The 26,709-nt window shown below is 67.3% G+C and carries 23 protein-coding genes; 15 read left to right on the forward strand and 8 right to left on the reverse strand.

The genetic code is table 11. From position 1 onward, the window contains the following. Positions 1 to 35 precede the first annotated feature (35 nt). The 3 genes from EV672_RS04810 to EV672_RS04820 are packed head-to-tail and all read left to right on the forward strand — an operon-like array spanning position 36 to position 3,123. Positions 36 to 1,610 carry an AMP-binding protein gene (locus EV672_RS04810; protein WP_133606827.1) on the forward strand — a complete coding sequence of 525 codons (1,575 nt, stop codon included), beginning with the start codon at positions 36 to 38 and terminating at the stop codon, positions 1,608 to 1,610. Continuing rightward, positions 1,607 to 2,362, forward strand: coding sequence for a class II aldolase/adducin family protein (locus EV672_RS04815; protein WP_133606829.1), 756 nt, complete (start codon positions 1,607 to 1,609; stop codon positions 2,360 to 2,362). Before EV672_RS04810 ends, EV672_RS04815 begins: the two co-directional genes overlap by 4 nt. Beyond that, positions 2,359 to 3,123 (forward strand): hypothetical protein, encoded by a 765-nt coding sequence (locus EV672_RS04820; RefSeq protein ID WP_133606830.1) that lies wholly within the window; start codon positions 2,359 to 2,361, stop codon positions 3,121 to 3,123. The genes EV672_RS04815 and EV672_RS04820 overlap by 4 nt, the downstream gene beginning before the upstream one ends. Here EV672_RS04820 and yihG read toward each other — a convergent pair. Continuing rightward, positions 3,108 to 4,016, reverse strand: a complete 909-nt coding sequence (yihG, locus tag EV672_RS04825; protein ID WP_133606832.1) for a 1-acylglycerol-3-phosphate O-acyltransferase, YihG family — start codon at positions 4,014 to 4,016, stop codon at positions 3,108 to 3,110. The genes EV672_RS04820 and yihG overlap by 16 nt on opposite strands. Before the next feature lie 151 nt (positions 4,017 to 4,167). Between yihG and ppk2 the strand changes: the two genes are divergently transcribed. Further along, positions 4,168 to 5,082, forward strand: a complete 915-nt coding sequence (gene ppk2, locus EV672_RS04830; protein WP_133606834.1) for a polyphosphate kinase 2 — start codon at positions 4,168 to 4,170, stop codon at positions 5,080 to 5,082. Between the two features lie 69 nt (positions 5,083 to 5,151). Beyond that, positions 5,152 to 7,014, forward strand: coding sequence for an ABC transporter ATP-binding protein (locus tag EV672_RS04835; RefSeq protein ID WP_133606835.1), 1,863 nt, complete (start codon positions 5,152 to 5,154; stop codon positions 7,012 to 7,014). A gap of 6 nt (positions 7,015 to 7,020) precedes the next feature. Here the strand turns inward: EV672_RS04835 and EV672_RS04840 are convergent, their stop codons facing one another. Together EV672_RS04840 and EV672_RS04845 are read right to left on the reverse strand one after the other, a co-directional pair. Next, positions 7,021 to 7,773, reverse strand: a complete 753-nt coding sequence (locus EV672_RS04840; RefSeq protein ID WP_243738526.1) for an SDR family NAD(P)-dependent oxidoreductase — start codon at positions 7,771 to 7,773, stop codon at positions 7,021 to 7,023. Continuing rightward, on the reverse strand, positions 7,770 to 8,807 hold the full coding sequence (locus EV672_RS04845; protein WP_133606837.1) for a MerR family transcriptional regulator: 1,038 nt from the start codon (positions 8,805 to 8,807) through the stop codon (positions 7,770 to 7,772). The genes EV672_RS04840 and EV672_RS04845 overlap by 4 nt, the downstream gene beginning before the upstream one ends. A 139-nt stretch (positions 8,808 to 8,946) precedes the next feature. On the opposite strand from EV672_RS04845, the gene EV672_RS04850 reads away from it, so the two are divergent. Further along, on the forward strand, positions 8,947 to 9,252 hold the full coding sequence (locus EV672_RS04850; RefSeq protein ID WP_133606839.1) for a high-potential iron-sulfur protein: 306 nt from the start codon (positions 8,947 to 8,949) through the stop codon (positions 9,250 to 9,252). A 158-nt stretch (positions 9,253 to 9,410) separates the two neighbouring features. Here the strand turns inward: EV672_RS04850 and EV672_RS04855 are convergent, their stop codons facing one another. Continuing rightward, entirely contained in the window at positions 9,411 to 10,382 is a 972-nt protein-coding gene (locus EV672_RS04855; protein WP_243738527.1) for a Tim44 domain-containing protein, read from the reverse strand. Between the two features lie 268 nt (positions 10,383 to 10,650). Between EV672_RS04855 and EV672_RS04860 the strand changes: the two genes are divergently transcribed. Continuing rightward, a complete protein-coding gene (locus EV672_RS04860; RefSeq protein WP_133606842.1) occupies positions 10,651 to 13,209 on the forward strand; it encodes a YgiQ family radical SAM protein in 2,559 nt (852 codons plus the stop codon). A 23-nt stretch (positions 13,210 to 13,232) separates the two neighbouring features. Here the strand turns inward: EV672_RS04860 and EV672_RS04865 are convergent, their stop codons facing one another. Together EV672_RS04865 and EV672_RS04870 are read right to left on the reverse strand one after the other, a co-directional pair. Next, a complete protein-coding gene (locus tag EV672_RS04865; protein ID WP_166643454.1) occupies positions 13,233 to 15,116 on the reverse strand; it encodes an ATP-binding protein in 1,884 nt (627 codons plus the stop codon). 168 nt (positions 15,117 to 15,284) lie between these two features. Beyond that, positions 15,285 to 16,526, reverse strand: a complete 1,242-nt coding sequence (locus tag EV672_RS04870) for an MgtC/SapB family protein (RefSeq protein ID WP_133606845.1) — start codon at positions 16,524 to 16,526, stop codon at positions 15,285 to 15,287. 167 nt (positions 16,527 to 16,693) lie between these two features. On the opposite strand from EV672_RS04870, the gene minC reads away from it, so the two are divergent. The 6 genes from minC (at position 16,694) to EV672_RS04900 (ending at position 22,580) form a co-directional block, all read left to right on the forward strand. Continuing rightward, on the forward strand, positions 16,694 to 17,449 hold the full coding sequence (minC, locus tag EV672_RS04875; RefSeq protein ID WP_133606847.1) for a septum site-determining protein MinC: 756 nt from the start codon (positions 16,694 to 16,696) through the stop codon (positions 17,447 to 17,449). A gap of 42 nt (positions 17,450 to 17,491) precedes the next feature. Next, a complete protein-coding gene (gene minD, locus EV672_RS04880) occupies positions 17,492 to 18,307 on the forward strand; it encodes a septum site-determining protein MinD (RefSeq protein ID WP_133606848.1) in 816 nt (271 codons plus the stop codon). A gap of 5 nt (positions 18,308 to 18,312) precedes the next feature. Further along, complete coding sequence (minE, locus tag EV672_RS04885) at positions 18,313 to 18,582, forward strand: cell division topological specificity factor MinE (protein WP_133606850.1); 270 nt, start codon at positions 18,313 to 18,315, stop codon at positions 18,580 to 18,582. A gap of 70 nt (positions 18,583 to 18,652) precedes the next feature. Continuing rightward, the gene (locus EV672_RS04890; protein WP_133606852.1) at positions 18,653 to 19,417 is read left to right on the forward strand and encodes a ParA family protein; all 765 of its coding nucleotides are present in this window, start codon (positions 18,653 to 18,655) and stop codon (positions 19,415 to 19,417) included. Between the two features lie 242 nt (positions 19,418 to 19,659). After that, complete coding sequence (locus EV672_RS04895) at positions 19,660 to 20,406, forward strand: N-acyl amino acid synthase FeeM domain-containing protein (protein WP_133606853.1); 747 nt, start codon at positions 19,660 to 19,662, stop codon at positions 20,404 to 20,406. A gap of 290 nt (positions 20,407 to 20,696) precedes the next feature. After that, on the forward strand, positions 20,697 to 22,580 hold the full coding sequence (locus EV672_RS04900) for an ATP-binding protein (RefSeq protein WP_166643455.1): 1,884 nt from the start codon (positions 20,697 to 20,699) through the stop codon (positions 22,578 to 22,580). A 17-nt stretch (positions 22,581 to 22,597) separates the two neighbouring features. Here the strand turns inward: EV672_RS04900 and EV672_RS04905 are convergent, their stop codons facing one another. Continuing rightward, positions 22,598 to 23,545, reverse strand: a complete 948-nt coding sequence (locus tag EV672_RS04905; RefSeq protein ID WP_133606857.1) for a DUF808 domain-containing protein — start codon at positions 23,543 to 23,545, stop codon at positions 22,598 to 22,600. Positions 23,546 to 23,612: 67 nt separating this feature from the next. After that, the gene (locus EV672_RS04910; RefSeq protein WP_133606859.1) at positions 23,613 to 24,494 is read right to left on the reverse strand and encodes an HDOD domain-containing protein; all 882 of its coding nucleotides are present in this window, start codon (positions 24,492 to 24,494) and stop codon (positions 23,613 to 23,615) included. A gap of 157 nt (positions 24,495 to 24,651) precedes the next feature. On the opposite strand from EV672_RS04910, the gene EV672_RS04915 reads away from it, so the two are divergent. After that, positions 24,652 to 25,683: a tRNA dihydrouridine synthase gene (locus EV672_RS04915; protein ID WP_133606861.1), complete on the forward strand. Its 1,032-nt coding sequence runs from the start codon at positions 24,652 to 24,654 to the stop codon at positions 25,681 to 25,683. Between the two features lie 35 nt (positions 25,684 to 25,718). Then, on the forward strand, positions 25,719 to 26,708 hold the full coding sequence (gene ylqF, locus EV672_RS04920) for a ribosome biogenesis GTPase YlqF (protein ID WP_133606863.1): 990 nt from the start codon (positions 25,719 to 25,721) through the stop codon (positions 26,706 to 26,708). Position 26,709: the final 1 nt, after the last annotated feature.

Genomic DNA, 26,709 nt, shown 5'->3' on the forward strand with positions numbered 1-26,709 from the left:
GCGCACCGAGCGCTGACCTGAAGGAGCCCTGGCCCATGAACCTGTTCACCGCGCTGCAAGCCGCCTGGCCCGTCCAAAGCCAGGGCACCGCCATCCTGACCGGCCAGGGACTGGCCTACACCTGGCAGGACCTCGACCGCGCCACGGCCATGCTGGCCAACCTGATCGACAGCCTGCGCCTGCGTGGCCGCGAAGGCCGCCCACCGGTCGTGGCCGCGCACGTGGACAAGTCGGTCGAATCGCTGCTGCTCTACCTGGCCACGCTGCGTGCCGGCTGCACCTACCTGCCGCTGAACCCGGCCTACCGCGCCGCCGAGCTCACCCACTTCCTGGAAGACGCCCGCCCGGCCATGCTGGTGTGCCGCCCGGCCGACCAGGACTGGGTGATCCCGCTGGCCGCGCACAGCCAGGTCGGCCACCTCTTCACGCTGGGCGACCAGCGCACGGGCAGCCTGCTGACCCACGCCTCGCTGCACAGCGACGTGCACACCGTGGCACCACGCGGCCTCGACGACCTCGCCGCCATCCTCTACACCTCGGGCACCACCGGCCGCAGCAAGGGCGCCCTGCTCAGCCACGGCAACCTGCTGAGCAACGCGCAAACGCTGCTGCGCCACTGGGACTGGCGCCAGGACGACTGCCTGCTCCACGCCCTGCCCGTCTTCCACATCCACGGCCTGTTCGTGGCCAGCCACTGCGCGCTGCTGTCGGCCACCCCGATGCGCTGGCTGGACAAATTCGACGCGGCCGGCGTGCTGGCGCAGATCACCGACGCCCACGCCCCGCGCGCCACCCTCTTCATGGGCGTGCCCACCATGTACGGCCGCCTGCTGGCCTCACCGGCTTTGAGCGCTGCGGCCACCGCCCACATGCGCCTGTTCGTCAGCGGCTCGGCCCCGCTGCTGCCCGCCGCCTTCGACGAGTTCGCCCAGCGCACCGGCCACACCATCCTGGAGCGCTATGGCATGAGCGAAACCGGCATGCTGTGTTCCAACCCCTGCCGCGACAGCGGGGGCCCGCGCCTGAGCGGCAGCGTGGGCCGCGCCCTGCCCGGCGTGGGCGTGCGCATCGTCGATGACGCGGGCCTGCACGTGCAGCGCAACGTCACTGGCCACGTCGAGGTGCAAGGCCCCAATGTCTTCGGCGGCTACCTCGGCCTGCCCGACAAGACGGCAGAAGCCTTCACCGACGACGGCTGGTTCCGCACCGGCGACGTCGGCCGCATCGACGCCGAGGGCTACGTCCACCTGGTCGGCCGCGCCAAGGACCTCGTCATCAGCGGCGGCTTCAACGTCTATCCGGCCGAAGTGGAAAGCCACCTCGACAAGCTGCCCGGGGTGGCCGAATCCGCCGTGGTGGGCGTGCCCCACCCCGACTTCGGCGAAGGCGTGGTGGCCGTGGTCGTGCCGCAGCCAGGGCACACGCTGCACGAGGCCGAGCTCATCCGCGCCATCAAGGACGAACTGGCCGGCTTCAAATGCCCCAAGCGCATCTTCAGCGTGAGCGAGCTGCCACGCAATGCCATGGGCAAGGTGCAAAAGAACGTGCTGCGCCAGCAACTCGACGGCACCTTTGCCACCGCCCAAGCAACATCCAGGAGACACGCATGACCCCCTCCCTGCAAGCCCAAGTCAGCCCCGAAGAGTGGCAACTGCGCCTGGACCTCGCCGCCGCCTACCGCCTGGTGGCGCTGTACGGCTGGAGCGACCTCGTCTTCACCCACATCTCGGCGCGCATCCCTGGGCCTGAGCACCACTTCCTCATCAACCCCTACGGGATGATGTTCGATGAGATCACCGCCTCCAGCCTGGTCAAGATCGATCAGGACTGCAACAAGCTCAGTGACTCGCCCTTCCCCGTCAACCCGGCCGGCTTCACCATCCACAGCGCGGTGCACGCCGTGCGCGAAGACGCCGGCTGCGTGCTGCACACCCACACGCGCGCCGGCGTGGGCGTCTCGGCGCAACAGGGTGGCGTGCTGCCCATCTCGCAACAAAGCACCTTCGTGCTGGCCTCACTCGCTTACCATGCCTACGAGGGCGTGGCCTTCCGCGAGGACGAAAAGCCGCGCCTGCAAGCCGATCTGGGCGACAAGAATTTCCTGATGCTGCGCAACCATGGCCTGCTGACCGTCGGCCGCACCATCGCCGATGCCTTCCTGAACATGTACATCTTCGAAACCACCTGCCAGATCCAGCTGGCCGCGCAAAGCGGCGGCGTGCCGCTCACCGAGGTCAACCCGCAGATCGTGCAAGGCGTGGCGCACGCCATGAAGGTGCAAACCGGTGGCATGGGCGGCGCCTTCGTGTGGCCTGCGCTCATCCGCAAGCTCGACCGCACCGACACGGGCTGGCGCGCATGAAGACCTGGCACACCATCCTGAGCGCCACGGCGGTGTCCGTGCTCGCCGCCCTGGCCATCGTGCGCGGGCCGCAGTGGTTCGGCCCCGCGTCAGGCGACCCACAAGGCAACCCCCAAGGCCAGGCGGCCAAAGCGGCAGGCACGCCCCCGCCCTGGCTGGTCACGGCACACCCCGACGGCAGCAGCGAGGCGCTGGGGCTGGCGCTCGGCGCCGGCACCCTGGCCGATGTGCGCCAACGCTTCGGCGCAGACACCCAGATCGCCATCATCGCGGCCCCCGGTGAAGATGGCTCGCTGGAAGCCTTCGTGGACCCGGCACAGGCAGGCTTCATCGCTGGCAAGCTGGTCGTCACGGCAGCGCTGCCCGCGTCAAGCCCGGCCACGCTGCGCAGCCTGCGCGAACGCGCGCTGAAATCCGAGTTCATGGAAAGCACGACGCGCAAGTACACGCTGCGCCCTGAGGACGAGGCCCTGGCGCTGCAGGCCCGCATCGTCGCCCTGAGCTTCATTCCGCAGGCCAGCCTGGACGCCGACATCATCCTGGCGCGCTTCGGCACGCCGGCCGCACGCCTGCGCAGCAACGACCGCCAGGAGCACTTCCTCTACCCCGACAAGGGCCTGGACGTCATCCTCGACAGCGAGGGCAAGGAGTTGCTGCAGTACGTCGCACCGCGCGACTTCGAGCGCCTGCGTGCGCCATTGCAGGCATGGCAGGCGGCACAGGCCACGTCAGCGGCTTCAGCGTCTCAGGCGACGCGCTGACCCGGGCGCTGGCCCGAGGTCTGAGCACCCGCCAGGATCTGCGCGATCTCGGCGTCCTTGGCCTGCCACAGGCCATTGATCCAGGCCTGCACCTTCGAGCGGTCGGCCGGGCGACCATCGGCGCTCACCAGCAGGTGCTTCGGGATGGGCTGCTGGCGCACGGTCACCACGATGTCTTCGATGTGGCCGGTCAACAGGTCCGTGAAGGTGGGCACGCCTTTGGGGTACACGATGGTCACGTCCACCAGGCAATCGAACAGGTCGCCCATGGTCTCCAGCGCCATGCCCACGCCGCCGGTCTTGGGCTTGAGCAGGTGGGTGTAAGGCGAGTTCTGCTGGTCGTGCTTGTGCTGCGTGAAGCGCGTGCCTTCCATGAAGCTGATCACCGAGGTCGGGATGACCTTGAACTTCTCGCAGGCCTTGCGCGCGGTCTCCAGGTCCTTCTGGGCCGAGGCGCCGCCGCGGCGCTTCATGAAGGGGAAGTCCAGCGCCCACCAGGCCAGGCCGATGACGGGCACGTAGATCAGTTCCTGCTTGATGAAGAACTTCAGGAAGGGGATGCGGCCACGGAACACCTTCTGCAGCACCAGGATGTCCACCCAGCTCTGGTGGTTGCTGCTGACCAGGTACCAGCCACGCGGGCTGAAGCCCTCCATGCCCGACACCTGCCAGCGGGTGTGGCCCACCGCCGCCATCCACACGCCATTGACGGCGATCCAGAAGCTGGCCAGCCCGTTGAGCACGACGTCGGTCACGCGGCGCACCGCCTGGAAGGGCAGCACCAGCTTGAGCAGGGCGAACGGGATCATCAACGAAAAGATGAGCACCGTGTTGACGGCCAGCACGACGCTGGCCACCGAGGCTTTGACGAACGACACCAGGGAGCTGAACATGGGAGAGCCGGGCCACGAGGGGCCACGAGAACCAGGATGTCGCGGATTATGCGACGCAACTGCACAGGTGTGCAGCAATTCGCCCACCTCATCAAAATGACACATTGCCCTGGCAACATGCTCGTTTTGATCAAGATGCCACCAGACCGCCATGAACTCGCCGCACAACCCGCTGGACGCTGACACCCTGCGCCGCCTGCAGGAAGACGTCATCGACAGCTACGACGAAGAGCTGGAGCTGGAGGTCGATGACCGCATCCTCGACGGTCCGGCCGGCCTGAGCGACGAAGCCCGCGAATCCCGTCGCGTCTATTTCCGCGAGCTGTTCCGCCTGCAAGGCGAGCTGGTCAAGCTGCAGGACTGGGTCGTGCACACCGGCGAGCGCGTGGTCGTGCTCTTCGAAGGCCGCGATGCCGCCGGCAAGGGCGGCGCCATCAAGCGCATCACCCAGCGCCTGAACCCGCGCGTCTGCCGCGTGGCCGCCCTGCCCGCGCCCAACGACCGCGAAAAAACCCAGTGGTATTTCCAGCGCTTCGTGAGCCACCTTCCGGCGGCCGGCGAGATCGTGCTGTTCGACCGCAGCTGGTACAACCGCGCCGGTGTCGAGCGCGTCATGGGCTTTTGCTCCGACGAAGACCTCGAAGAGTTCTTCCGCTCCGTGCCCGAGTTCGAGAAGATGCTGGTGCGCAGCGGCATCCGCGTCATCAAGTACTGGTTCTCCATCTCCGACGAAGAGCAAAGCGCGCGCTTCCTGGCCCGCATCAACGACCCGCTCAAGCAGTGGAAGCTCAGCCCGATGGACCTGGAAAGCCGCCGCCGCTGGGAGGACTACACCCGCGCCAAGGAAGTGATGCTGGAGCGCACCCACATCCCCGAAGCGCCCTGGTGGGTGGTGCAGGCCGTGGACAAGAAGCGCGCCCGCCTGAACTGCATGCACCACCTGCTCGCGCAGTTCGACTACCACGAGGTCGAGCACGAGCCGGTCTATCTGCCCCCGCGCGAGCGCCACGAGGACTACATTCGCAACCCGGTGCCGGCCGACATGTTCGTGCCCGACATCTACTGAGCCAGCCCCCACGCCTGACAAGGCCGCCGCCAGGCGTTAACCTTGGCGGTTTGTGGAAAGCCCCCTGACGTGCTGAGCTGGTTCGAACGACGCATTGACCCCTACCCGCAAGACACCCCTTCGGCGCCGCCCAAGGGGTTTTTTGCCTTTGTGTGGGCCAACACGCAGGGCATGCGGCCCTTCCTGCTGAGCATGACCTTGCTGACGGCCAGCATCGGCGCCTTCGAGGCCCTGCTGTTCAACATGCTGGGCAACATCGTGGACTGGCTCAGCCGCATCCCGCCGGCACAGCTGTGGACGGCGCAACGCACGCACCTGCTGCTGCTCGTGGGAATCCTGCTCGCCAGCCCGCTGCTGGTGTGGCTGCAAACCCTGCTCAAGCACCAGGCCATGGCCGGCAACTTCCCCATGCGCCTGCGCTGGAAGTTCCACCGCCTGATGCTCAACCAGAGCATGGGCTTCTACCAGGACGAGTTCGCCGGCCGCGTGGCCGCCAAGGTCATGCAGACGGCGCTGGCGGTGCGCGACACCTGCTTCATCGTCGGCGACATCCTCGTCTTCGTCACCATCTACTTCGTCACCATGACGGCGGTGGTCGGCGGCTTCGACCTGTGGCTGCTGGCGCCCTTCCTGGGCTGGTTGCTGCTCTACGGCTGCGCGGTGCGCTGGTTCGTGCCGCGCCTGAGCGCCACCGCCCGCGCTCAAGCCGATGCGCGCTCGCTGATGACGGGCCGCATCACCGACGCGTACACCAACATCGCCACGGTCAAGCTGTTCTCGCACGCCAACCGCGAGGCCGGCCACGCGCGCTCGGCCATGCAGGAGTTCATGAAGACGGTGCACGCGCAAATGCGCCTGGTCAGCGGCTTCGAGGTGGTCAACCACACGCTGAGCATGCTGCTGATCCTGGCCACCACGGGCGTGTCGCTGTGGCTGTGGGTGCAAGGCCAGGTCGGCATCGGCGCGGTGGCGGCGGCCACGGCCATGGCGCTGCGGCTGAACGGCATCTCGCACTGGATGATGTGGGAGATGGCCGCGCTGTTCGAGCACATCGGCACGGTGCAGGACGGCATCAACACCCTGTCCAAGCCACACACGGTGGTGGACAAGCCCGGCGCGCCGGCGCTGCAAGTCGGCCGCGGTGAGGTGCGCTTCGACCAGGTGCGCTTCGGCTACGGCGGCCAGCGCACCGTCATCGACGGGCTGAACCTGCACATCCGGCCGGGCGAAAAAATCGGCCTGGTCGGGCGCTCCGGCGCGGGCAAGACCACCATCCTCAACCTGCTGCTGCGCTTCTACGACGTCGAGTCGGGCCGCGTCCTCATCGACGGGCAGGACATCGCCCAGGTGCAGCAAGACAGCGTGCGCGCCCAGGTCGGCATGGTCACGCAGGACACCTCGCTGCTGCACCGCTCGGTGCGCGACAACATCCTCTACGGCCGGCCCGATGCGTCCGACGCCGACATGCACCGCGCCGCCGAGCGCGCCGAGGCCGCCGACTTCATCCAGACACTGACCGACGCGCACGGCCGCAAGGCCTTCGAGGCCCACGTGGGCGAGCGCGGCGTGAAGCTCTCGGGCGGGCAGCGCCAGCGCATCGCCATCGCACGCGTGATGCTGAAAGACGCGCCCATCCTGCTGCTCGACGAGGCCACCAGCGCGCTCGACTCCGAGGTCGAGGCCGCCATCCAGGCCAGCCTGTACAAGCTGATGGAAGGCAAGACCGTGGTGGCCGTGGCGCACCGCCTGTCCACCATCGCTGCCATGGACCGCCTCATCGTCATGGACCAGGGCCGCATCGTCGAGGAAGGCGACCACGCGTCGCTGCTGGCGCAAGGCGGGCTGTACGCGCGGCTGTGGTCGCACCAGAGCGGTGGTTTCCTGGTGGAGGACGACGAGGACGCCCCGATCGCAACGCCGTCGGGCGCCTGACGGCACTCACCAGGGCAGGTCACCCCCCGTGTGGTCGATGAGCCGGCCGCTGCGCTCGGGCGTGAGGCCGGCCAGCACGCCCAGCAGGCGTTCCGCGGCCTCGGCAGGCGGCCTCACCGTCAGGCCCGTGCGGGCGAAAGGCGCGGACAGGGCCGTGTCCACCGTGCCCGGGTGCAGGGCCACGCACACCGCCTGCGGGTGGGTGCGGGCCAGCTCGATGGCCGAGGTGCGCACCAGTTGGTTGAGCGCCGCCTTGGCCGCGCGATAGCTGTACCAGCCGCCCAGCTGGTTGTCGCCGATGCTGCCGACCTTGGCCGACAGCGTGGCGAACACCGACCGCGCCTGGCGGGGCATCAAGGGCAGGAAGTGCTTCATCAGCAAGGCCGGGCCGATGGCGTTGACCGCGAAGGCGTGCGCCATGTGGGCAGCATCCAATTGACGCCAGGTTTTCTCGGGCGTCCAGCCATCGCCATGCAACCAGCCCGTGGCGTCGATCACCAGCCGCACAGGGCATGCCAGGGCATCGGATTGACCCTGCACCCATTGCGCGGCCTGGGCGATGCTGGCCTCGTCGAGCAGGTCCAGCGACGGGTCGCTGTGCCGGCCCAGGCGCAGCACCTGCTCAGCCCCCCGTGGCGCCAGCGCCGCCAGGGCGTCGCTCAAGCCGGCCCCCAGGCCACCCGAGGCCCCGATCACCACGGCCACGCCGTCGGCCCACCAGGCGGGGTCCTCCACAGCGGCTGAAGGCGCGGCACTCACGCGGCCACCTTGCGCCCAGGCACCGTCACGCCCTCGGCCTGGGCCACCGTGGCCAGGGCCTCCTCCATCAGCGCGCGGGCGTGGCCGGCCACGCGGTACAGGTAGGCGTGCAGGGCCACATCGGCGGGCTGGCGGCTTTCGCAATCGGCGCTGTAGGCCTCGAACTGGCCCAGCATCGTGATCAGCTCCGCCATGTGCTTGGGGCACTCGCAGGCCACCTTGGGCATGGCGGCGGTCAAGGCCACCAGGTCGGAGGTGTCGAAACGCGGGGCAGGCGCCGGGTCGGGCAAGCTCAGCAACGCCTGGCTGACACTGCGCCAGCCGCGCACGGTTTCCAGCACGGTCTGGCGGAACTCATCGGGCGCCAGCGGCGAGCGGCGCAACACCGCCGCACGCGCACGCAAGGCCTCCTGCACCTGGGTGTTGGCAAAGCCGTAGATGACGATCATCTGGCGGGCGCCGACGGTGCGCACCATGCGGCTGAGCCAGTCCACCGACTCCATGTGCACGGCGCCCAGATCGGCCAGCACCATGTCGGCCTGCACCTGCTGCAGCGCCAGTTCGGAGACGGCACTGTCGTCCACGCTGCCCACCACCTGCAAACCTTCGATGCCCCTCAGCGCATCACCCCAGCGGGCCGATGCGCCCGTGCCGACCAGCAGCAGGCGCACAACAGGCGAGCCCGAGGCGCTGGACGCACGGGCCGGCGCGCCCGCAGGCAAAGGGATGCCGCGCGCCAACACCGACTCCGTCTGCTCGGCCTCGTTGACGAGGTCCTGCAGGCGGGGCGTCTCGACACGCGCCAGCATGCCAATGGCGTGGCCCTTGTTCACCAGTTGCTTGATCAGCACCAAGCGGCGCACGTCCTGGCTGGAATACAGTCGGTGGCCAGAGGGCGCCTGCGTGGGACCCACGACGTTGTAGCGACGCTCCCACACACGCAAAGTGGCCACAGGAATGTTTACCATGCGAGCAGCCGCACTGCTTCGGTAGCGCGGCATCCCGGCATCGACCGGATCGGTTGAATCAATCATGACGCTGGTCTTTCACTTCAATGAACCCGAATTGAGTTCAATGAAGCGATTCTGAAGCCTGGCGTTTTGTTTTGAATCACCTGAAAATGCGTCAACTCAAGGTCAACCCCTCTGCAACCCCCACTCACCGGAGCTTTCCATGACCAGCCGTCGCCAGTTCATCATGACCCTCGTCCCCGCTGCCGCAGCCCTCGGCGTCGCCACTTCGGTGCGCGCCGCCGATGCCGCCAAGGTGGATGAGAAAGACCCCGCCGCCACCGGCCTGGGCTACAAGCACGACGCCACCAAGGTGGACGCCAAGAAGTACCCCACCTACAAGGCCGGCAGCAATTGCGCCAACTGCCAGTTCTACCAAGGCAAGGATGCCTGGGGCGTGTGCCCCCTGCTGGGTGGCAAGCAAGTGAACGGCAAGGGCTGGTGCTCGGCCTGGGCCAAGAAAGCTTGATGCCGGCCTGACCCGCTCCTGACGCAGCGCCTGCACAGGCCTGCGTCAAACGTCAGAAAGCCCGTCCGGCGCAAACCGGGACGGGCTTTTTCATGGGCTGTTTGGCGAGAAGGATGAGAGGCCGAAGCCCCCCGCCTTCTTTCAGCGAACCCAGAGACTCAAGGCTGCACGGGCGTGATGCCGGCAATCGCCCAATCGCGGCTGTCGTCCAGCGGTTTGACCAGGTGCCAGAGCTCATCGAAGGGCTGGGCGCCCTGGTCGATTTCCTCGCGGATCAGGCCATGGAAGCGCACGGACACGACCCACTGACCCTGCTCCTGGGCGGTGTCCTCCACCTCGGCGTCCAGTTGCATCACATCGGTCTGCTGCCTGGCCGTGCCGCGCTCCTGCAGGTCCAGACGCAGGGATGCGAACAGCTCCGGCGTGGTGAACTTGCGCAGGTCGTCGAGGTTGGCTTCGTCGTTGGCGGCCTGCATGCGGATGAAGATCATCTTGGCGATGCGGGTGAAGCCAGCTGCGTCAAAGCCTGCCGGGGCAGCGGCAGAGGCGGTCGACGCCACAGCACCGCCCGCACCAGCACCCGGGCCGATGCCCATGCCACCGGCGGCAAAGCTGTCACGGGCCATGGGCGCCTGCGGGGCCACCGGCTCGGGTGCACGCTGCGGGAAAGGCGCACCAGCACCAGCGAGCTGCGGGCCGTTGCCGGCTGCTGCAGCACCGCCACGCATGCGGCGCATGATCCAGCCGATGGCCACCATCGCGACCACGGCCAGCAAGGCCATCATCATGAAGTTGCCGAGTTCTTCACCGAAACCGAAGTGGCTGGCCAGCGCGGCCAGGCCCAGACCAGCGGCCAGGCCGGCGATCGGGCCCATCCAGGAGCGCTTGGCCGGCTGAGCCGCGGCCGCGGCGGCCGCGTTGGCGGGCGCTGCCTGGTTGGGTCGGGCGGCGGCATTGTTGGTGGCGTTGTTCGTCGCGTTGTTGGGCGAAGCCGGCGGCGAGGTGTCGGCCTGCTTGGCCGGCATCTGCCGCTGCATGCCCGAGGCGCGGCCGCTGCCCAGGCGCTTGGCCTCGGCGTCCATGGGCGCCACGGCCACCGCCGTGCAGACCACGGCCAGCATCAAAGTCATCAATCTGGACGCCAGTCCCTGGCGCATCGAAATTCGCTGCATGTTCAAAGCCCGAAGGCGTGGATGAAACAGGCCCCCATTGTGCTCAATTTGTGCGACGCGCGGGCCCTTGTGGCCAAGACAAGCTTGCGCCCCAGGCGCAGAAGGCCTGCCGCCGAGCCACCGCACGCAAAACCACACCAGCCCAGGGGCCTCTGACACCCCCCCAAGCTCGCCCCGACAGGCGACAATATCGGGTTGTCTGCCGACGCCTCGCTGCGTCACCCCCATGCCCGAACTGACCGTCACTCTGCCTGGCCCAGCGCCCGGCCCAGCCGCCAAGCCCCTGAGCAGCTACAAGCCTTTCTGGGCCAAGCGCTACGGCCCGGCACCCTTCCTGCCCACCACGCGCGCCGAGATGGACGCGCTGGGCTGGGACAGCTGCGACATCGTCATCGTCTCGGGCGACGCCTATGTCGATCATCCCAGCTTCGGCATGGCCGTGATCGGCCGCATGCTGGAGAACCAGGGCTTCCGCGTGGGCATCATCGCCCAGCCCGACTGGCTGAGCGCCGAGCCCTTCAAGGCGCTGGGCAAGCCCAACCTGTTATGGGGCGTGACCGCCGGCAACATGGACTCCATGATCAACCGCTACACGGCCGACCGCAAGCTGCGCAGCGACGACGCCTACACGCCGGGCGGCAACGGCGGCCAGCGGCCCGACCGCGCGGCCACCGTCTATTCGCAGCGCTGCCGCGAGGCCTTCCCGGGCGTGCCCGTGGTGCTGGGCGGCATCGAGGGCTCGCTGCGCCGCATCGCGCATTACGATTACTGGTCCGACAAGGTGCGCCGCAGCGTGCTGATGGACAGCAAGGCCGACCTGCTGCTGTATGGCAACGCGGAGCGCGCCATCATCGAGGTCGCGCACCGCCTGGCCGAGCGCGAACCGGTCGAGGCCATCACCGACGTGCGCGGCACCGCCTTCATCCGCCGCCGCAACGACCCGACGGCGCAAGGCTGGTTCGAGCTGGACTCCACCGAGGTGGACCGCCCCGGCCGCATCGACCAGCACATCAACCCCTACATGGGCATGGCCCAGGCCGCTGCCGAGCAGGGCCAGAGTTGCGCACTGGAAGACGCCGGCGCCTTCGACCCGGTCAAAGACGCGGTCGGCAAGGGCGTGCAGGTCCAGCCCATCCGCCTTGACATCCGCGCCTCGGTGAAAGACAAGGTGATGGTGCCGGCGCAAGCCCAGGCCCAGGCCCACGCACATGCCCACGAGGACGAAGCCGACGAGCTGGAAGCGCCTGCCGCTGACGCCGCCACGACCTCGGCCTCCCGCACCGGCAAGATCGTCATGCCACCGCGCGAGCGCACCGTCATCCGCCTGCCCGCCTACGAGGCACTCAAGGACGACCCGGTGCTCTACGCCCACGCCAACCGCGTGCTGCACCTCGAAACCAACCCGGGCAACGCCCGCGCGCTGGTGCAGCGGCACGGCGAAGGCCCCGGCGCCCGCGACGTCTGGATCAACCCGCCGCCCATCCCGCTGACCACGCCCGAGATGGACCTGGTCTTCGACCTGCCCTACGCCCGCGCGCCGCATCCCAGCTACGGTGACGCCGTCATCCCGGCGTGGGACATGATCCGCTTCAGCATCAACATCATGCGCGGCTGCTTCGGCGGCTGCACCTTCTGCTCCATCACCGAGCACGAGGGCCGCATCATCCAGAGCCGCTCCGAGGCCTCGGTGCTGCGCGAGATCGAGACCATCCGCGACAAGGTCAAGGGCTTCACCGGCGTCATCTCCGACCTGGGCGGCCCCACGGCCAACATGTACCGCATTGGCTGCAAGTCGCCCGTCATCGAGGCCGCCTGCCGCAAGCCCTCGTGCGTGTACCCCGACATCTGCCCCAACCTCAACACCGACCACGCCCCCCTGATCCGCATGTACCGGCGCGCCCGCGCCCTGCCCGGCATCAAGAAGATCCTGATCGGCTCGGGGCTGCGCTACGACCTGGCCGTGCGCTCGCCCGAGTACATCAAGGAGCTGGTGACCCACCACGTCGGCGGCTACCTGAAGATCGCGCCTGAGCACACGGAAACCGGGCCGCTGTCGAAGATGATGAAGCCCGGCATGGGCGCCTACGACCGCTTCAAGGAGCTGTTCGAGAAGTACAGCGCCGAAGCCGGCAAGAAGCAGTACCTCATCCCCTACTTCATCGCGGCCCACCCGGGCACGACCGACGAAGACATGATGAACCTGGCGATCTGGCTCAAACGCAACGGCTTCAAGGCCGACCAGGTGCAAACGTTTTACCCCAGCCCCATGGCCACGGCCACGGCCATGTACCACTCCGGCATGAACACGCTCAAGGGCATCAGCCGCGATGCCCGCAAAGGTGAGCGCGTGGACATCGTCAAGGGCGAGAAGCGCCGTCGCTTGCACAAGGCCTTCCTGCGCTACCACGACCCCAACAACTGGCCGCTGCTGCGCGAAGCGCTCATGGCCATGGGCCGCCGTGACCTGATCGGCAACGGCCCGAACCACCTGATCCCGACCTACCAGCCCGTCACCGACGGCACCTACGAGAGCGCGCGTCGCAAGAATTCGACCCAGGCCGGCACGAAGACGTCGGTGGTGACCGTGGGGCGGGTGCAGCGCAACGAGGGGTCCGAGGCAAGCCCAACGCGCCGTGGCGGCAAAGCCACCGAACACGACCCGCGGGACCTGCCGAAGGTCAGCGCGCGCCGCCCCAAGCCAGGGCAGATGCTGACCCAGCACACGGGGCTGCCACCGCGCGCCGGCGCGGGCTCGAAGCCGCGCAGCGCCAAGAAACCCCGCTGAGTCCCATCAACGAGGCACGCGCATCAGGCCACGGCGGATGCCGGCGTTGGTGACCTCGCCGCGGGATCTCGACGCCCCACCCGCACGCCCAGGTGTCGGCGCAGCACGCGGTTCATGTCGCTCGGCACGAAGGGCTTGCGGATGTGGTCGTTCATGCCCACCTCGAGGCAGTGCCGGTGGTCGTCGATGGGGTCGCCAGCGCTCATGGCCACGATCGGCACGGGTGCCCAGCCCTGCTGCAACTCCAGCTCGCGGATCCGGCGCGTGGCCTCGATGCCGCCCATCAGCGGCATGTGGAAGTCCATCAGCACGAGGTCGGGCTCATGCGCGCGCAGCCACTCCAGCGCACGCCGCCCGTTGTCTGCGACGACGACCTCCAGCCCCAACCGTTCGAGCGTGGCTTGCGCCACCAGCACGTTGACGGGGTTGTCCTCCACGACCAGCACACGCCCGGCGAGGCGCAAGGTGGCGGGCTCGTCACCGAAGGCGTCCTGACGCAACCCCGCCTCGGCGGCATCGGAGGGTGGGCGATTCGTTCGAGGCCAGCTCAAGGTGAACGAGAAGGTCGTGCCGATGCCCACGCGGCTTTCACAGCGCAGCTGACCGCCCATGGCCACGCAAATCTGCTGTGAAATGCTCAGGCCCAGCCCCGTGCCACCGACCAGGTCGCCATCGCGCGCATCGACCTGGTGGAAGGCATCGAAGACCTTGTCGAGGTGCGCCTCGGGGATGCCCCGGCCCGTGTCCTGCACCTCGAAGGTGACGCGGCAATCGCCCTCGGCACCGGCGATGGCCTCGGCGGGCTCCAGCCCCATTCGGACGATGACGTGCCCCTGCGTGGTGAACTTGACGGCGTTGCCCACCAGGTTCGTGAGGACCTGGCGCAAGCGGTCCGGGTCGAGGATGAGCCACAGGTCATCGGGCAGGCTGGAGCGCAACATCACCACCAGCCCCTTGTCCTGCGCCGTGACCTGGGAGAGCTCGCACACGTGGCGCGCCAGCTCGTTGATCAGCACCGGCCTGGGGTTCAGCCGCAAACCATGGTCCTTGAGCCGCGAGAAGTCCAGCACGTCGTTGATGACGCCCAGCAGGTGCTCGCCCGCGTTGTGAAGCAGGCCGATCTGGGACAGATCCTCAGGCCGGTGCATGCGGGACAGCAACATGCGCGACAGCCCGAGGATGCCGTGCAGCGGCGTGCGCATCTCATGGCTCATGGTGGCCAGGAAACGCCCCTTGGCGGCGCTCAGGGACTCGGCCTCGTGCAGGGCCTGGGCACGGGCCTGCGCCAGCGCCTCGCTCTCGAAACGCAGACGCAGCATCTCGCCGATGCGGTGGTGGGCCCGGTCGGCTTCCAGCCAGAGGATCACCAGGAACCCCATGATGCTGATGAAGCCAAACCACCCGAGCGGCCCGCCGGTGTTCGCGCAATACAGGGCGGAAGACACCAGGATGGGCACGGTCCAGGCGCGCACGTTGGCCCGGTCGCTGCTGATCTGCGCGGCGCCCGTGGCCGCCATGCCGATCATCACGCCGATGATCGCGGTCGCCAGTTGCTGGTCGTTGCGCACGGGCAGTGCCCATGGCAGGGCGCTCCAGCACAGGCCGAACACCAGGGTCAGCCAGTAATAGCTGTGCTGCCAGAACGGCGCGAGGCGATCGGCCGCGCGGAAATATGACTGGGCATGCAAGGCACGCGTGACGGCCAGCACCAGCGCGACCAGCAGCCAGGCCTGCGTGGGCCAGGTGGATGGTGTGGGCAGCGTGAAGTGGATCAGGCCACCGATCACGATGGTGAAGCCGCACAGCGTCCATGCGGTGACCGGCATGTGGCCGTACAGCATCCTTGTACGCGCATGGCTGACGCGTGCCGCCAGGACGTCGGCCAGCACACCATCGGCCTGGGCCATTCGTGCCATTCGTGCCGCTGGGGCGCTGAGGTGAAGGTCGTCCATTGGGTGGCGAAAAACTGTGGGGTGACGCGAACTGGCCATCCTTTATCGGACGCCGTTCAGCAGGACTTGAATGCGAGCGCGCCTCCAAGCCCTCCCGCCACACCCTGACATCACGCTGTCCAGTCACCCCCAATGCCACGCCCAGACCAGGGCCACGTTCACCCCCAAGGCGGCGGCCACCACCAGGCCATAGACGCGACCGCCCGAGACCCAGGCGGCCACGCTGCGGGTCGCGCTGTTGACGGTGATGGCCAGCAAAACACCGGACATCGCCGCGTCGTGCCCGATCAGCCCCGTGCCGCTCATCGACATCAAGGCCACCATCGGGGCATGGGCGTCGGCCAGGGCCGCGATGCCAGTGCCCAGCATCAAGCCGAGGTCACCGCGCTGGTGGGCCAGGTTGACCACCACCGCACCAGCGATCAGCAAGGCCCCCACGGTCGCGGCCTCCCGCAGGCGCAAGACCCGTCGCCCCGGCGGCAGCCCCCCAGGGGCGGTGGCTGACGCCCTGCGCCACAGGAGCACACCGATCACCAAAGGCGCAGCCACACCCACCAGCACCATCGGCAGCCACTCCAGCAAGCCCCCGGGCACCACCACCGAGGCCATCAGCGCCACCTGCATCCAGGTGGCAGCAGAAGACAGCACTGCCGCGCTGCAGGCCAGCTGAAGAGGTGTCTGGCCGCTGCGCACACGCCCGCCCATCGCCGTGATGGTGGCGGTGCTGGAGACGAAACCACCGAGCAGGCCCGACACCGGCAAACCGAGTCGGCTGCCCAGCAAGCGCTGCGCGACATGGCTGAGCGCCTGCATGGCCAGGATGACCACCAGCAGGGTCAGCATCCGGCGGGGCGACAGACCACCCAGCCACGTCAGCGACTGCGCGGGCAGGAGCGGCAACAAGATCAGCAAGAGCGCCGCCAGCAGCAGGCCGTCGTGCAACTCGTCTTCGCTCAACCAGTGCGTGGCGAAGTGGTGCAAGCGCTCGCGGGCGGCCAGCAAGCTGGCCAGCAGCACCGCCGCAGCCGCGGCCAGTTCGGGTTGCGGCACAGCCAACATGCCGATGAGGGCGGTGGTGACCAAGGCCAGTTCGGTGGTCAGGCCGGGGTCGTCGGAGCGGGAGCGCAGGTAGGACAGCGCCGCCAGGACGGTCACGCCCAACAGCGCCACCGCGGCCAGCGCGACCGACACGATCTGCGCACACACGCCCAGCAGCGCCGCCACCATGAAGGTGCGCAGGCCCGCCGATTGGCGCTGCGGCCCTTCGCCCTTGCGGCGCTCGCGCTCCAGGCCGATCAGCATGCCCGCGCCCAAGGCCACCACCACGCCCACCTGCTCGGCCGACAAGGCCCCGATCTGCAACATCTCGACTCTGCCCCTTCTTGCCTGCACAACTCGCCGTGCGAGCCAGTATCGCGCCGATCAGGCACAGGCCCGCACGCGCCCGAGCACCAGCGAAACGAAACTCCCCGCGTGGCCTGCATGCCCCTTGCGCTGCCTTAAACTTCACGCTTTACCAGCACCGCATCTCCATGCCTGCACCCACCGCCGCACCGGCCTTGTTCGATGTCAAAAGCGCCTCACTGACGCTGGAAGCCTTCGTGCTCAAGACAGGCAACCTGACGGCCCTGGCCCAGGCGCTGGACGAGCGCTTCGGCGCCACGCCCGACCTCTTCAACGGCGAGCCCGTCGTCATCGACCTGACCCACCTGGCCAGCCTGGACGTCGCCGTCGATTTCCCTGCACTCATCGGCCTGCTGCAGAAATACAAGCTCAAGCCCGTGGCCGTGCGCGGCACGACGCGCAAACAAAGCGATGCCGCACAGGCGGCGGGCCTGGTCGAAGCGCCTGACAGCCACGCGGCACCGGCCCGCGTCGAAACCGTCGAGGTCGTGCGCGAGGTGGTGCGTGAAGTCGTCCGCGAAGTGCCGGTCGAGGTGGAAGTGCCCGTGGCCGCCACCACCCTGATCATCGACAAGCCCTTGCGCTCTGGTCAGCAGGTCTATGCCAAGGGCGGCGACCTCATCGTCACGGCGGTGGTCAACCACGGCGCCGAAGTCATCGCCGACGGCAGCATCCACGTCTATGCACCGCTGCGCGGCAAGGCGATTGCCGGCGCCAAGGGCAACACCCAGGCGCGCATCTTTGCCACCGTCATGGAGCCCGAGTTGCTGTCGATCGCCGGCACCTACCGCACCACCGACAACCCGCTGCCCGACAGCGTGCGCGGCAAGCCAGCGCAGATCCGCCTCGACGGCGAGCGCCTGGTGTTCGAACCGATTTCCTGAACCTCTCTCTTTGCACAGATCCACTGAAAGGACCGCCCTCCCATGGCCAAGATCATCGTCGTGACTTCCGGCAAAGGCGGCGTCGGCAAGACGACCACCAGCGCCTCCTTCGCATCGGGCCTGGCCCTGCGCGGCCACAAGACGGCCGTCATCGACTTCGACGTCGGCCTGCGCAACCTCGACCTGATCATGGGTTGCGAGCGCCGCGTGGTCTATGACCTCATCAACGTGATCCACGGCGAGGCCAACCTCAACCAGGCCCTCATCAAGGACAAGCAGTGCGACAACCTCTACGTGCTGGCCGCCTCGCAAACGCGTGACAAGGATGCGCTGACGCAAGACGGTGTCGAGAAGGTGCTCAAGGACCTCGGCGAGATGGGCTTCGAGTACGTCGTGTGCGACTCGCCCGCCGGCATCGAGACCGGTGCGCTCATGGCCATGCACTTTGCCGACGAAGCCATCGTGGTGACCAACCCCGAAGTCTCGTCCGTGCGCGACTCCGACCGCATCCTGGGCATGCTGCAGAGCAAGACCCAACGCGCCCAGAACGGCGGCGAGCCCATCAAAGAGCACCTGCTGATCACGCGCTACAACCCCAACCGCGTTGAAGGCGGCCAGATGCTCTCGCTGGAAGACATCCACGAGATCCTGCGCGTCAAGCTGATCGGCGTCATCCCCGAATCGGAGACGGTGCTGAACGCCTCCAACCAGGGCATCCCGGCCATCCACATGACCGGCACCGACGTCTCCGAGGCCTACAAGGACGTCATCGCGCGTTTCCTGGGCGAAGACAAACCCATGCGCTTCATCGACGCCGAAAAGCCCGGCTTCTTCAAGCGCCTGTTCGGAGGCAAGTGAACGCCATGGGATTCCTCTCCTTCTTCCTCGGTGAAAAGAAGCAGACCGCCACGGTCGCCAAGGAGCGCCTGCAGCTCATCCTGGCGCACGAGCGCAATGGCCGCAGCCACAGCCCCAACTACCTGCCCGACCTGCAGCGCGAGCTGGTGGCGGTGATTTCGAAGTACGTCTCCATCAACCCGGACGACATCAAGGTGTCCATGGAGCGCCAGGGCGACCTCGAAGTGCTGGAAGTCAAGATCGAACTGCCAGAGACGGGCGCCGGCGCGCGCTGAGCCGTCATCAGCGGCTCCCGTGTTGCGGTGCACAATGCGTGCATTCAGCCTCACGGGAGCCCGCTGCACCATGCGATACGTCGTCTTCAATCAAAAAGGTGGGGTCGGCAAATCCACCATCACCTGCAACCTCGCCGCCATCAGCGCCGCGCAAGGTCTCAAAACCCTCGTGGTCGATCTGGACCCGCAGGGCAACTCCACGCAATACCTGCTGGGCGAGCCTCCGGAAGACGCCAAGCAGCACGCCGCGGCATTCTTCGAGCAAACCCTGAGGTTCAGCGCCCGCCCGCAGGACATCGCCGATCACATCGTCGAAACCCCCTGGGAGAACCTGCACCTGATGCCCTCGCACCCTAGCCTGGACGAATTGCACGCCAAACTGGAATCGCGCTACAAAATCTACAAGCTCAGGGATGCCCTGGAGGAAATCGGCCAAACGTACGACCGAATTTACGTCGACACGCCCCCGGCCTTGAATTTCTACACCCGCTCGGCATTGATTGCCGCCCAGGGTTGCCTGATTCCCTTTGACTGCGACGATTTCTCGCGCCGCGCGCTCTATACCCTGCTGGACAACGTGCAGGAAATACGCGCGGACCACAACGAGGATCTGGCCGTGAGCGGCATCATCGTCAACCAGTTCCAACCCCGAGCCACTTTGCCGCAAAAGCTGGTGCAGGAACTGATTGACGAGGGCTTGCCCGTGTTGCAGCCCTACCTGAGCAGTTCGGTGAAGATCAAGGAATCTCACCAATTGGCGCGCCCCATGGTTCACCTGGACCCGCGCCACAAACTCACCCAGGAGTTCGTGGCCCTGCACGACATCCTGCGTTGAACGCGAACAGAGCGACCGAACACCCTTTCACGTCTTTACAACAAGCAGATTCGGGATAACCGCACACTTTGCAGATATTTGTCATGAACGGCCGGCATGCTGTAAGAATGTGTCAAGCAAGTAAGCACCTTCATCGGTGACGGCGGCCTGCGGTCGGCCACCCACTTGCTTTTTCCGTGCGGTCGCCTGCCCTGGCGCAGGTGACCGATCGTTTTTCATCACGGATCACCAAAGGTGTGTTCATGTCCAGACCGACTGTGAGACTTGGCCGTCCTTACACGCGGCCCGCCCTGGAAACTCAGCCCTTGCCGTTCCGCATGCGGATCGCCAAAAGCCCCGAGGACATCCAGCGGGTTTGCCGGCACCGGGGCGAGGCTTATGCCCGCCACCAACCCGACCTGGTCCAACGCCTGTCCCTGTACGAGCCCGAAGCCGACGACCTGCGCGACGATGTGGTGCTGGTGATGGCCGAATCGCACGAAGATGGCAGCATCCTGGGTTCGCTGCGCCTGAGCACCAACATCAACACGCCGCTGCGTTTCGAGAAGGAATTCGAACTGCCGCAGCGGTTCCACCAACGGGCGCTCGCAGAAGCTGGCCGCATGGTGACCCAAAATGGTCCTGGGGGACGCATGGTGGTGCCTGCGCTGGTCAAGGTGGCCTACGAGGCTTGCTTTCGCTCCGGCATCGATGCCCTGCTGCTCATCGCCCGACAGCCCATCGACCGCATGTACAAGGCCATGCAATTTGAAGACATTTTTGGCGAGAGGGTCATCACCTCAGCGCAACCTGGCGTGCCCGTCACGTTGTTCTTCATGGACACCCTGAGATTCGAGCACCGCCTGCGTGACGCCAACTGCCAGATATACCCTTTCCTGGTGGAAACCGATCACCCCGATATCGACATCGATCCCGATTTTGTGCGCGAGCGATTCAACGTTCCGCAAACGCTGCGCCGGGAGCGCTGCTCCGACATGCACCCTGCCTGAGGCGGGCTTCGCCTTCTCGCTGCGTCAAGGGGAGATGCGCCGACAGCATGCTTCGATAAGCGACCCAGCTCGGTATCAGTCAGGAAATTCAAGGGCTTCGTGCTGATGAATAATCCGTGAACAGATCATCTTCCTTTCACCCGTTGAAAAAAGGGAGAAATCTGAGAAACTGCACATCGCGCCCCGCGCCCTGGAACATGGTTTCAGAGGCGAGTGCAGTTTGCCCATGAGCGACAGAATAGGCTGCGCTCATCACGCACGGAGGCGACATGAGGTCTGACAAGGCAGCCATGCATCAATTTTTTCGCACCTTCGGCAACCGAGGCTTTGCCAACCATGCGTTGGAAACAGAGTTCAGGGCCGCCTACAACTCGCACGGTGCGAAATTCATCTTCATTTGTGCCATCGTGTCGGCACTGTATTTCCTGGTGTTCTGGGCCTCAGACCTGTTTTTCCGGGGTCTTTCGGTCTCGGATCCGGCCCAAATCAGCCGCGCAGCCCTTGTCTCCGGGCTGCTGGTTTGCGCGGTGATCAACCGCCAATACCGCCATTTCTTCGTTCAGCACTATCCCGCCTGTTTCATCACGATGGTGGTGGCGGCGTGTGCGATGAGCAACATCACCATCGTCTCGCGTCACGCACACGATTCGTCCGTCAGCCTGCTGTGGGGCCTCACGTCGGCCGCGGTGTTCGCCACCTTCGTCGTGTTCGGTTTCGCACGCCTGCGGGCAGGCACCACCACCCTGCTGTCGGTGACCGTGAGTTGCATGGCCATCTACAGTGCCCTGCGCCAACCCCAACTGGACACCACCGCCTTCCAACGCATGGCCGTGCACCTGACGGCGGCCAACCTGCTGGGCTACAGCTTCTACCGCTTCTCGCTGCTGCGCGAGCGCAAGCTCTTCCTGCAGTCCAAGCGCAAGAACCGCATCGCCGAGTTGCGCCGCATGAAGGAAATGGCAGAAACCGCCAACCGCGCCAAAACCGCTTTCCTGGCCAACATGAGCCACGAAATCAGAACGCCCATGAACGGGGTCATCGGTGCGCTCAGCATGCTCAGCGACCAGAACATGACCGAGCGCGACCGGCTGTTCGTGCGCTCGGCACGCGACTCGGCGCGCAACCTGCTGCACATCCTCAACGAGATCCTGGACTTCGCCAAGCTCGACGCCCAGAAGATCCGCTTGACGCCCGCGCCGTTCGACCCGCGCGACCTGATCTTCAGCGTGTGCCAGGCTTTCCAGGCCACGGCCGAGCAGAAAAGCATCCGCATCCGCCACGACTGCAAGCAGGTGCCACCCCAGGTGCGCAGCCTCATCGCCGACGAGGGCAAGCTGCGCCAGGTGCTGCTCAACCTCGTGAGCAATGCCGTGAAGTTCACGCAATCGGGTGAGGTGGTGGTCAGCCTGTCGGTGCACTGTCAGAGCACCGAGATGGCGCAGGTCAAGCTCGATGTGTCCGACACCGGCGTGGGCATCCCGCACGAGTCCCTGGACCAGCTCTTCCAGCCCTTTTTCCAGGTGGAGACGGGCGCCAACCGCAGCTACGGCGGCACGGGCCTGGGCCTGGCCATCTGCAAGCAGATCATCGACGAGATGGGCGGGCTGATCGGGGTGCGCAGCGTGTTGGGCATCGGCACCACCTTCGAAGTGGTGCTGGAGTTGCCCTACAGCATCATGACGGCCACCACGCAGGGCAAGCTGGCCACCGACGACGGCTTCCCCGACACCCTGCCGCCCGAGCACGCCGACCTGAACCTGCAAGGCGAGGTGCTGCTGGTGGAGGACAACGAGGTCAATGCCTTCATCGCCACGATGACGCTGGAGAGCCTGGGCATCGTCAGTCGCCACGCCAAGAACGGCGAGGTGGCCGTGGCCATGTTCCAGGAGCAGGCCTTCGACGTCATCCTGATGGACTGCGAGATGCCCGTGATGGACGGCTACGAGGCCGCGCGCCGCATCCGCGCACTGGAAGGCGCCGACACGGCGCGTGAGCGCACGCCCATCATCGCGCTGACGGCGCATGCGCTCAGCGGTGACCGCGAGGTCTGCTTGGCGCAGGGCATGGACGACTACCTCACCAAGCCCTTCGACCGCCAGGCGCTGGCCAGCCTGCTGTCGCGCTGGCTGCCACTGTCAACGCCGCTGTCCACATCCTCTGGCGCTGGCGCCTGAACGGCACAACCCGCCGCTCAGCGCTTGAACAAGCCGCGCACCCGCTGCACCACAGTCACAGCGGCCAGGGCCAGCACCCCACCCACGACGCCGGTCAAGGCGTCGAGCAGCAAGGGCACGACCGCCCCCACCACGCTGGCACCCGGCACCAGCGCCTCGGCGTGGGTCACGACCTCGTGCACCAGGTCATGGGCACCCGGCAGGCCGTGCAGCAAGATGCCGCCACCGACCAGGAACATCGCGGCCGTGCCAGCCACGGACAGCACCCGCATCAACAGGGGCGCAGCGTGCAGCAGGCCACGCCCGAGCGCCTGGACCAGCGCACCGCGGCGCTGGCTGAGGTAGAGGCCTGCATCGTCCATCTTGACGATGGCGCCCACCAGACCGTACACGCCCACGGTGATGGCCAGCGCCACCCCGCTGAGCACCGCCACCTGCTGCATCAAGGGCGCATCGGCCACGGTGCCCAGGGTGATGGCGACGATTTCTGCTGACAGGATGAAATCGGTGCGCACAGCGCCTTGCACCTTGTCGCGCTCGAAGGCGACCATGTCCACGTGGGTGTCGGCCAGGGCCTCGCGCAAGGCCTGGTGCTCGGCAGCGGCCTCGGCCTCATCGGCATCGCCGTGGTGCAGGAAGGGGTGGGCCAGCTTCTCGACGCCCTCGAAGCAGAGATAGGCGCCGCCCACCATCAGCAAAGGCGTCACCGCCCAGGGCGCCAGCGCGCTGATGGCCAGCGCGGCGGGCACCAGGATGACCTTGTTGCGCAACGAGCCTTTCGCCACGGCCCAGACGACCGGCAACTCGCGCTCGGCGCGGATGCCCGACACCTGCTGCGCGTTGAGCGCCAGGTCGTCGCCGAGCACGCCGGCGGTTTTCTTGGCCGCGACCTTGGACATCGCCGCGACATCGTCCAGCACCGTGGCGATGTCGTCGATCAGCACCAACAGGCTGGATGCCGCCATCTGAAACTCTCCCTTGGATGATCACGTCGGCGCCGATCTTACGCGGCGCGCGTGTCACCTCGGCGGTTCAGAGCGCGTCCAGGGACTCGCGCAATTCGTCGTGCCAGGTGCCCAGGTCGGCGTCCGAGACGTGCAACCAGGCCATCGCGGCCTCGCCATGCCCGTGCCAGTCCACGTCGGGCTCCAGGCCTTCGTGGCGGCGCATGAGGTGCTCGGCCAGCAGGCCCATGGCGACCAGGGTGTGCACGTCCGGGTCCACGCTGCGCTCGCCGATGGCATCGAGGTCGTGGTGCAGGCGCACAGCGGCCGTCACGGCAGGGGCCAGGCGCCACAAACGGGACACCAGCGCGCCCACGACGGCGTGGTCGGTGCGGTGGTTGGCGTTTTCGGTGGCCACGAAAGAGCGGTCGATGCGCGCCTGCGCCTCGACCAAGGTGCTCAGGTAGCCCTTCACGCTTTGCGCCATCACCGGCAAGCCCACGTGGCAAAACAGGCCGTAGGTGTAGGCCACGTCGGCCGAGACACCAGGCAGGCGCTCGGCCATGAAGGACATGGCCTGGGCGCGCTTGGCGGCACGTTCCCAGAAGCGCTTGAGCTGTGGCGAATTGACGCGCATGGCGCCGCGTGCCAAAAATGCGGTCATCACCTGCGCCGTTTGCGCCAGGCCCAGGCGGTTCATGGCCTGACCCAAGGTCTGGACGGGTTGCCCAGCGCCGTACAAGGGGCTGTTGGCGGCGCGCAGCAGCGTGGCCGACATGGCGACGTCGCTGGTGGCGATGCGTGCCACCTCGTTGAGGTCGGGCTCCGCCTGTGCCATCGCCTGCTGCAAGCGCGTGAGCAGCTCGGGGCACGGCGGGATGACGATGTGCTGCAAGGGGCCGCGCTTGCGGGCCTGGTCCAACTCGCTGAGGACGTCGTCAACGCTGGTGGACTCGGTGGCTGTGGTCATGGATGCAGGGTGGTTTTCTTTCCGGTTCGTTGTCTTCGACCACCGGCCCCAGAACTTGAGGGCTTCTGCGATGGAAATGCATCCATGCGTCACGGCTTCAGGCAAGGCCAGGGTGCGTACACTGGCAGCCCCCGAAACCCGCTGCGCCCACCGCCCGATGACCCTGCTGCTGGCCCCCATGGAAGGGCTGCTCGACGCCCCCCTGCGCGATGTGCTGACCCGCACAGGCGGCATCGACCGCTGCGTGTCGGAATTCATCCGCGTCACCGGCACGCTTTTGCCCGAACGCGCCTTTCGCCGGGTCATGCCCGAGCTCAACAACGGCGGGCGCACCTGGGTCGGCGTGCCCGTGCGCGGGCAGCTGCTGGGCTCGGACCCCGCCTGCCTGGCCGACAACGCCGCGCGCCTGGTCGAGTTGGGCTCGCCCGGGGTGGACCTGAACTTCGGCTGCCCGGCGCGTGTGGTCAACCGCCACGGCGGCGGCGCGGCCCTGCTCCAAGACCCGGACCTGCTGCACCGCATCGTCAGCACCGTGCGCCAGGCCGTGCCCGCCCATGTGCCGGTGACGGCCAAAATGCGGCTGGGCTTCCACGACGATGCCGATGCCGAGACCTGCGCCCAGGCCCTGGAGGCCGGCGGCGCCAGCGAGCTCGTGGTGCACGGCCGCACCAAGGCCCACGGCTACCGCCCGCCCGCCTACTGGGATCGCATCGCCGACGTGCGCCAGGCCGTGCGCATCCCGGTGGTGGCCAATGGCGAGATCTGGAACGTGGCCGACGCGCGGCGCTGCGTCGAAGAAAGCGGCTGTGACGCCCTGATGCTGGGGCGCGGCATGGTGGCCGACCCGGGCCTGGCGCTGGCCGTGCGCACCGAGCTGGCCTGGGATGGCGCGGGCGCATCTGGCGTGCCGTGGGCCACGCTGGAGCCGCTGCTGCACGTCTACTGGGCGCTGATCGCCCCGCGCGTGGTGCCCCGCCACCGCCCGGGCCGCCTCAAGCAATGGTTGAACTTCCTGCGCCGCCGTCACCCCGAGGCCGAAGTCGCCTACCAGGCCGTGCGCACGCTCAACGACCCGCGCCAGATCGACGCCTGGCTGCACGCCCACGTGCCCGCGCCGGCCGATCAGGGCCCAGCCGACCACACCAGCCCAGGCACTTGCGGCGACAATGCGGCCGTCACCGCCTGCTGACGCCCTCCCCTCCTGTCCACGAAAGACCTTGCCCGATGGCGATCCAGTGGTTCCCCGGTCACATGAACGTGACCAAGAAAGCCATCCTTGAGCGCATCAAGGACATCGACGTGGTCATCGAACTGCTCGACGCCCGCCTGCCCGGCTCCAGCGCCAACCCCATGCTGGCCGAGATGACCGGCACGCGCCGCAAGCTCAAGGTGCTCAACAAGCAGGACCTGGCCGACCCCGAACGCACCGAGGCCTGGCTGGCCTGGTACAGCGCGCAAAGCGACACCGCGGCCATCGCCCTCGACGCTGGCGACACCGCCCCGGCCCAGCGCCTCATCAAGGCCTGCCGCGAACTTGCCCCGAACCGCGGCGGCATGGACAAGCCCCTGCGCGTGCTGATCTGCGGCATCCCCAACGTGGGCAAGTCCACGCTGCTCAACACCCTGGTCGGCAAGAAGGCCGCCAAAACGGGCGACGAGGCCGGCGTGACGCGCATCGAGCAGCGCATCAACCTGGCCAGCGACTTCTACCTCTTCGACACGCCCGGCATGCTGTGGCCCAAGATCCTCGTCGAGCAAAGCGGCTACCACCTGGCCGGCAGCGGCGCCGTGGGCCGCAACGCTTATGACGAAGAGGAAGTGGCGCTGGAACTGCTGCACCGCCTCAAGGGCCCGTACGCGCAGTTGCTGGCCGCGCGCTACAAGCTCACCTTCCCGCTGGCCGACATCCCGGGCGCGCACGACGACGCCCTGCTGGAAGAAATCGGCCGACGGCGCGGTGCCGTGATGGCCGGAGGCCGCGTCAACCTGCAAAAGGCCGCCGAGATCGTCATCAACGACTTCCGCAGCGCCATCCTGGGCCGCATCACCCTGGAGACCCCGCCCGAGTTCGAGGCCTGGGTGGCCGAGGCGCAAGTGCGCGAAGAAAAGCTGCAGGCCGAGCGTGCCGCGCGCAACCAGAAGCGCAAGAGCGACCGCAGCCCGCGCGTCCTGGGCGCCGCGCCTGCGGACGACAGCGACGACCTGGAAGACTGAG

This window comes from Aquabacterium commune (assembly GCF_004362855.1).
GTDB lineage: Bacteria > Pseudomonadota > Gammaproteobacteria > Burkholderiales > Burkholderiaceae_C > Aquabacterium > Aquabacterium commune.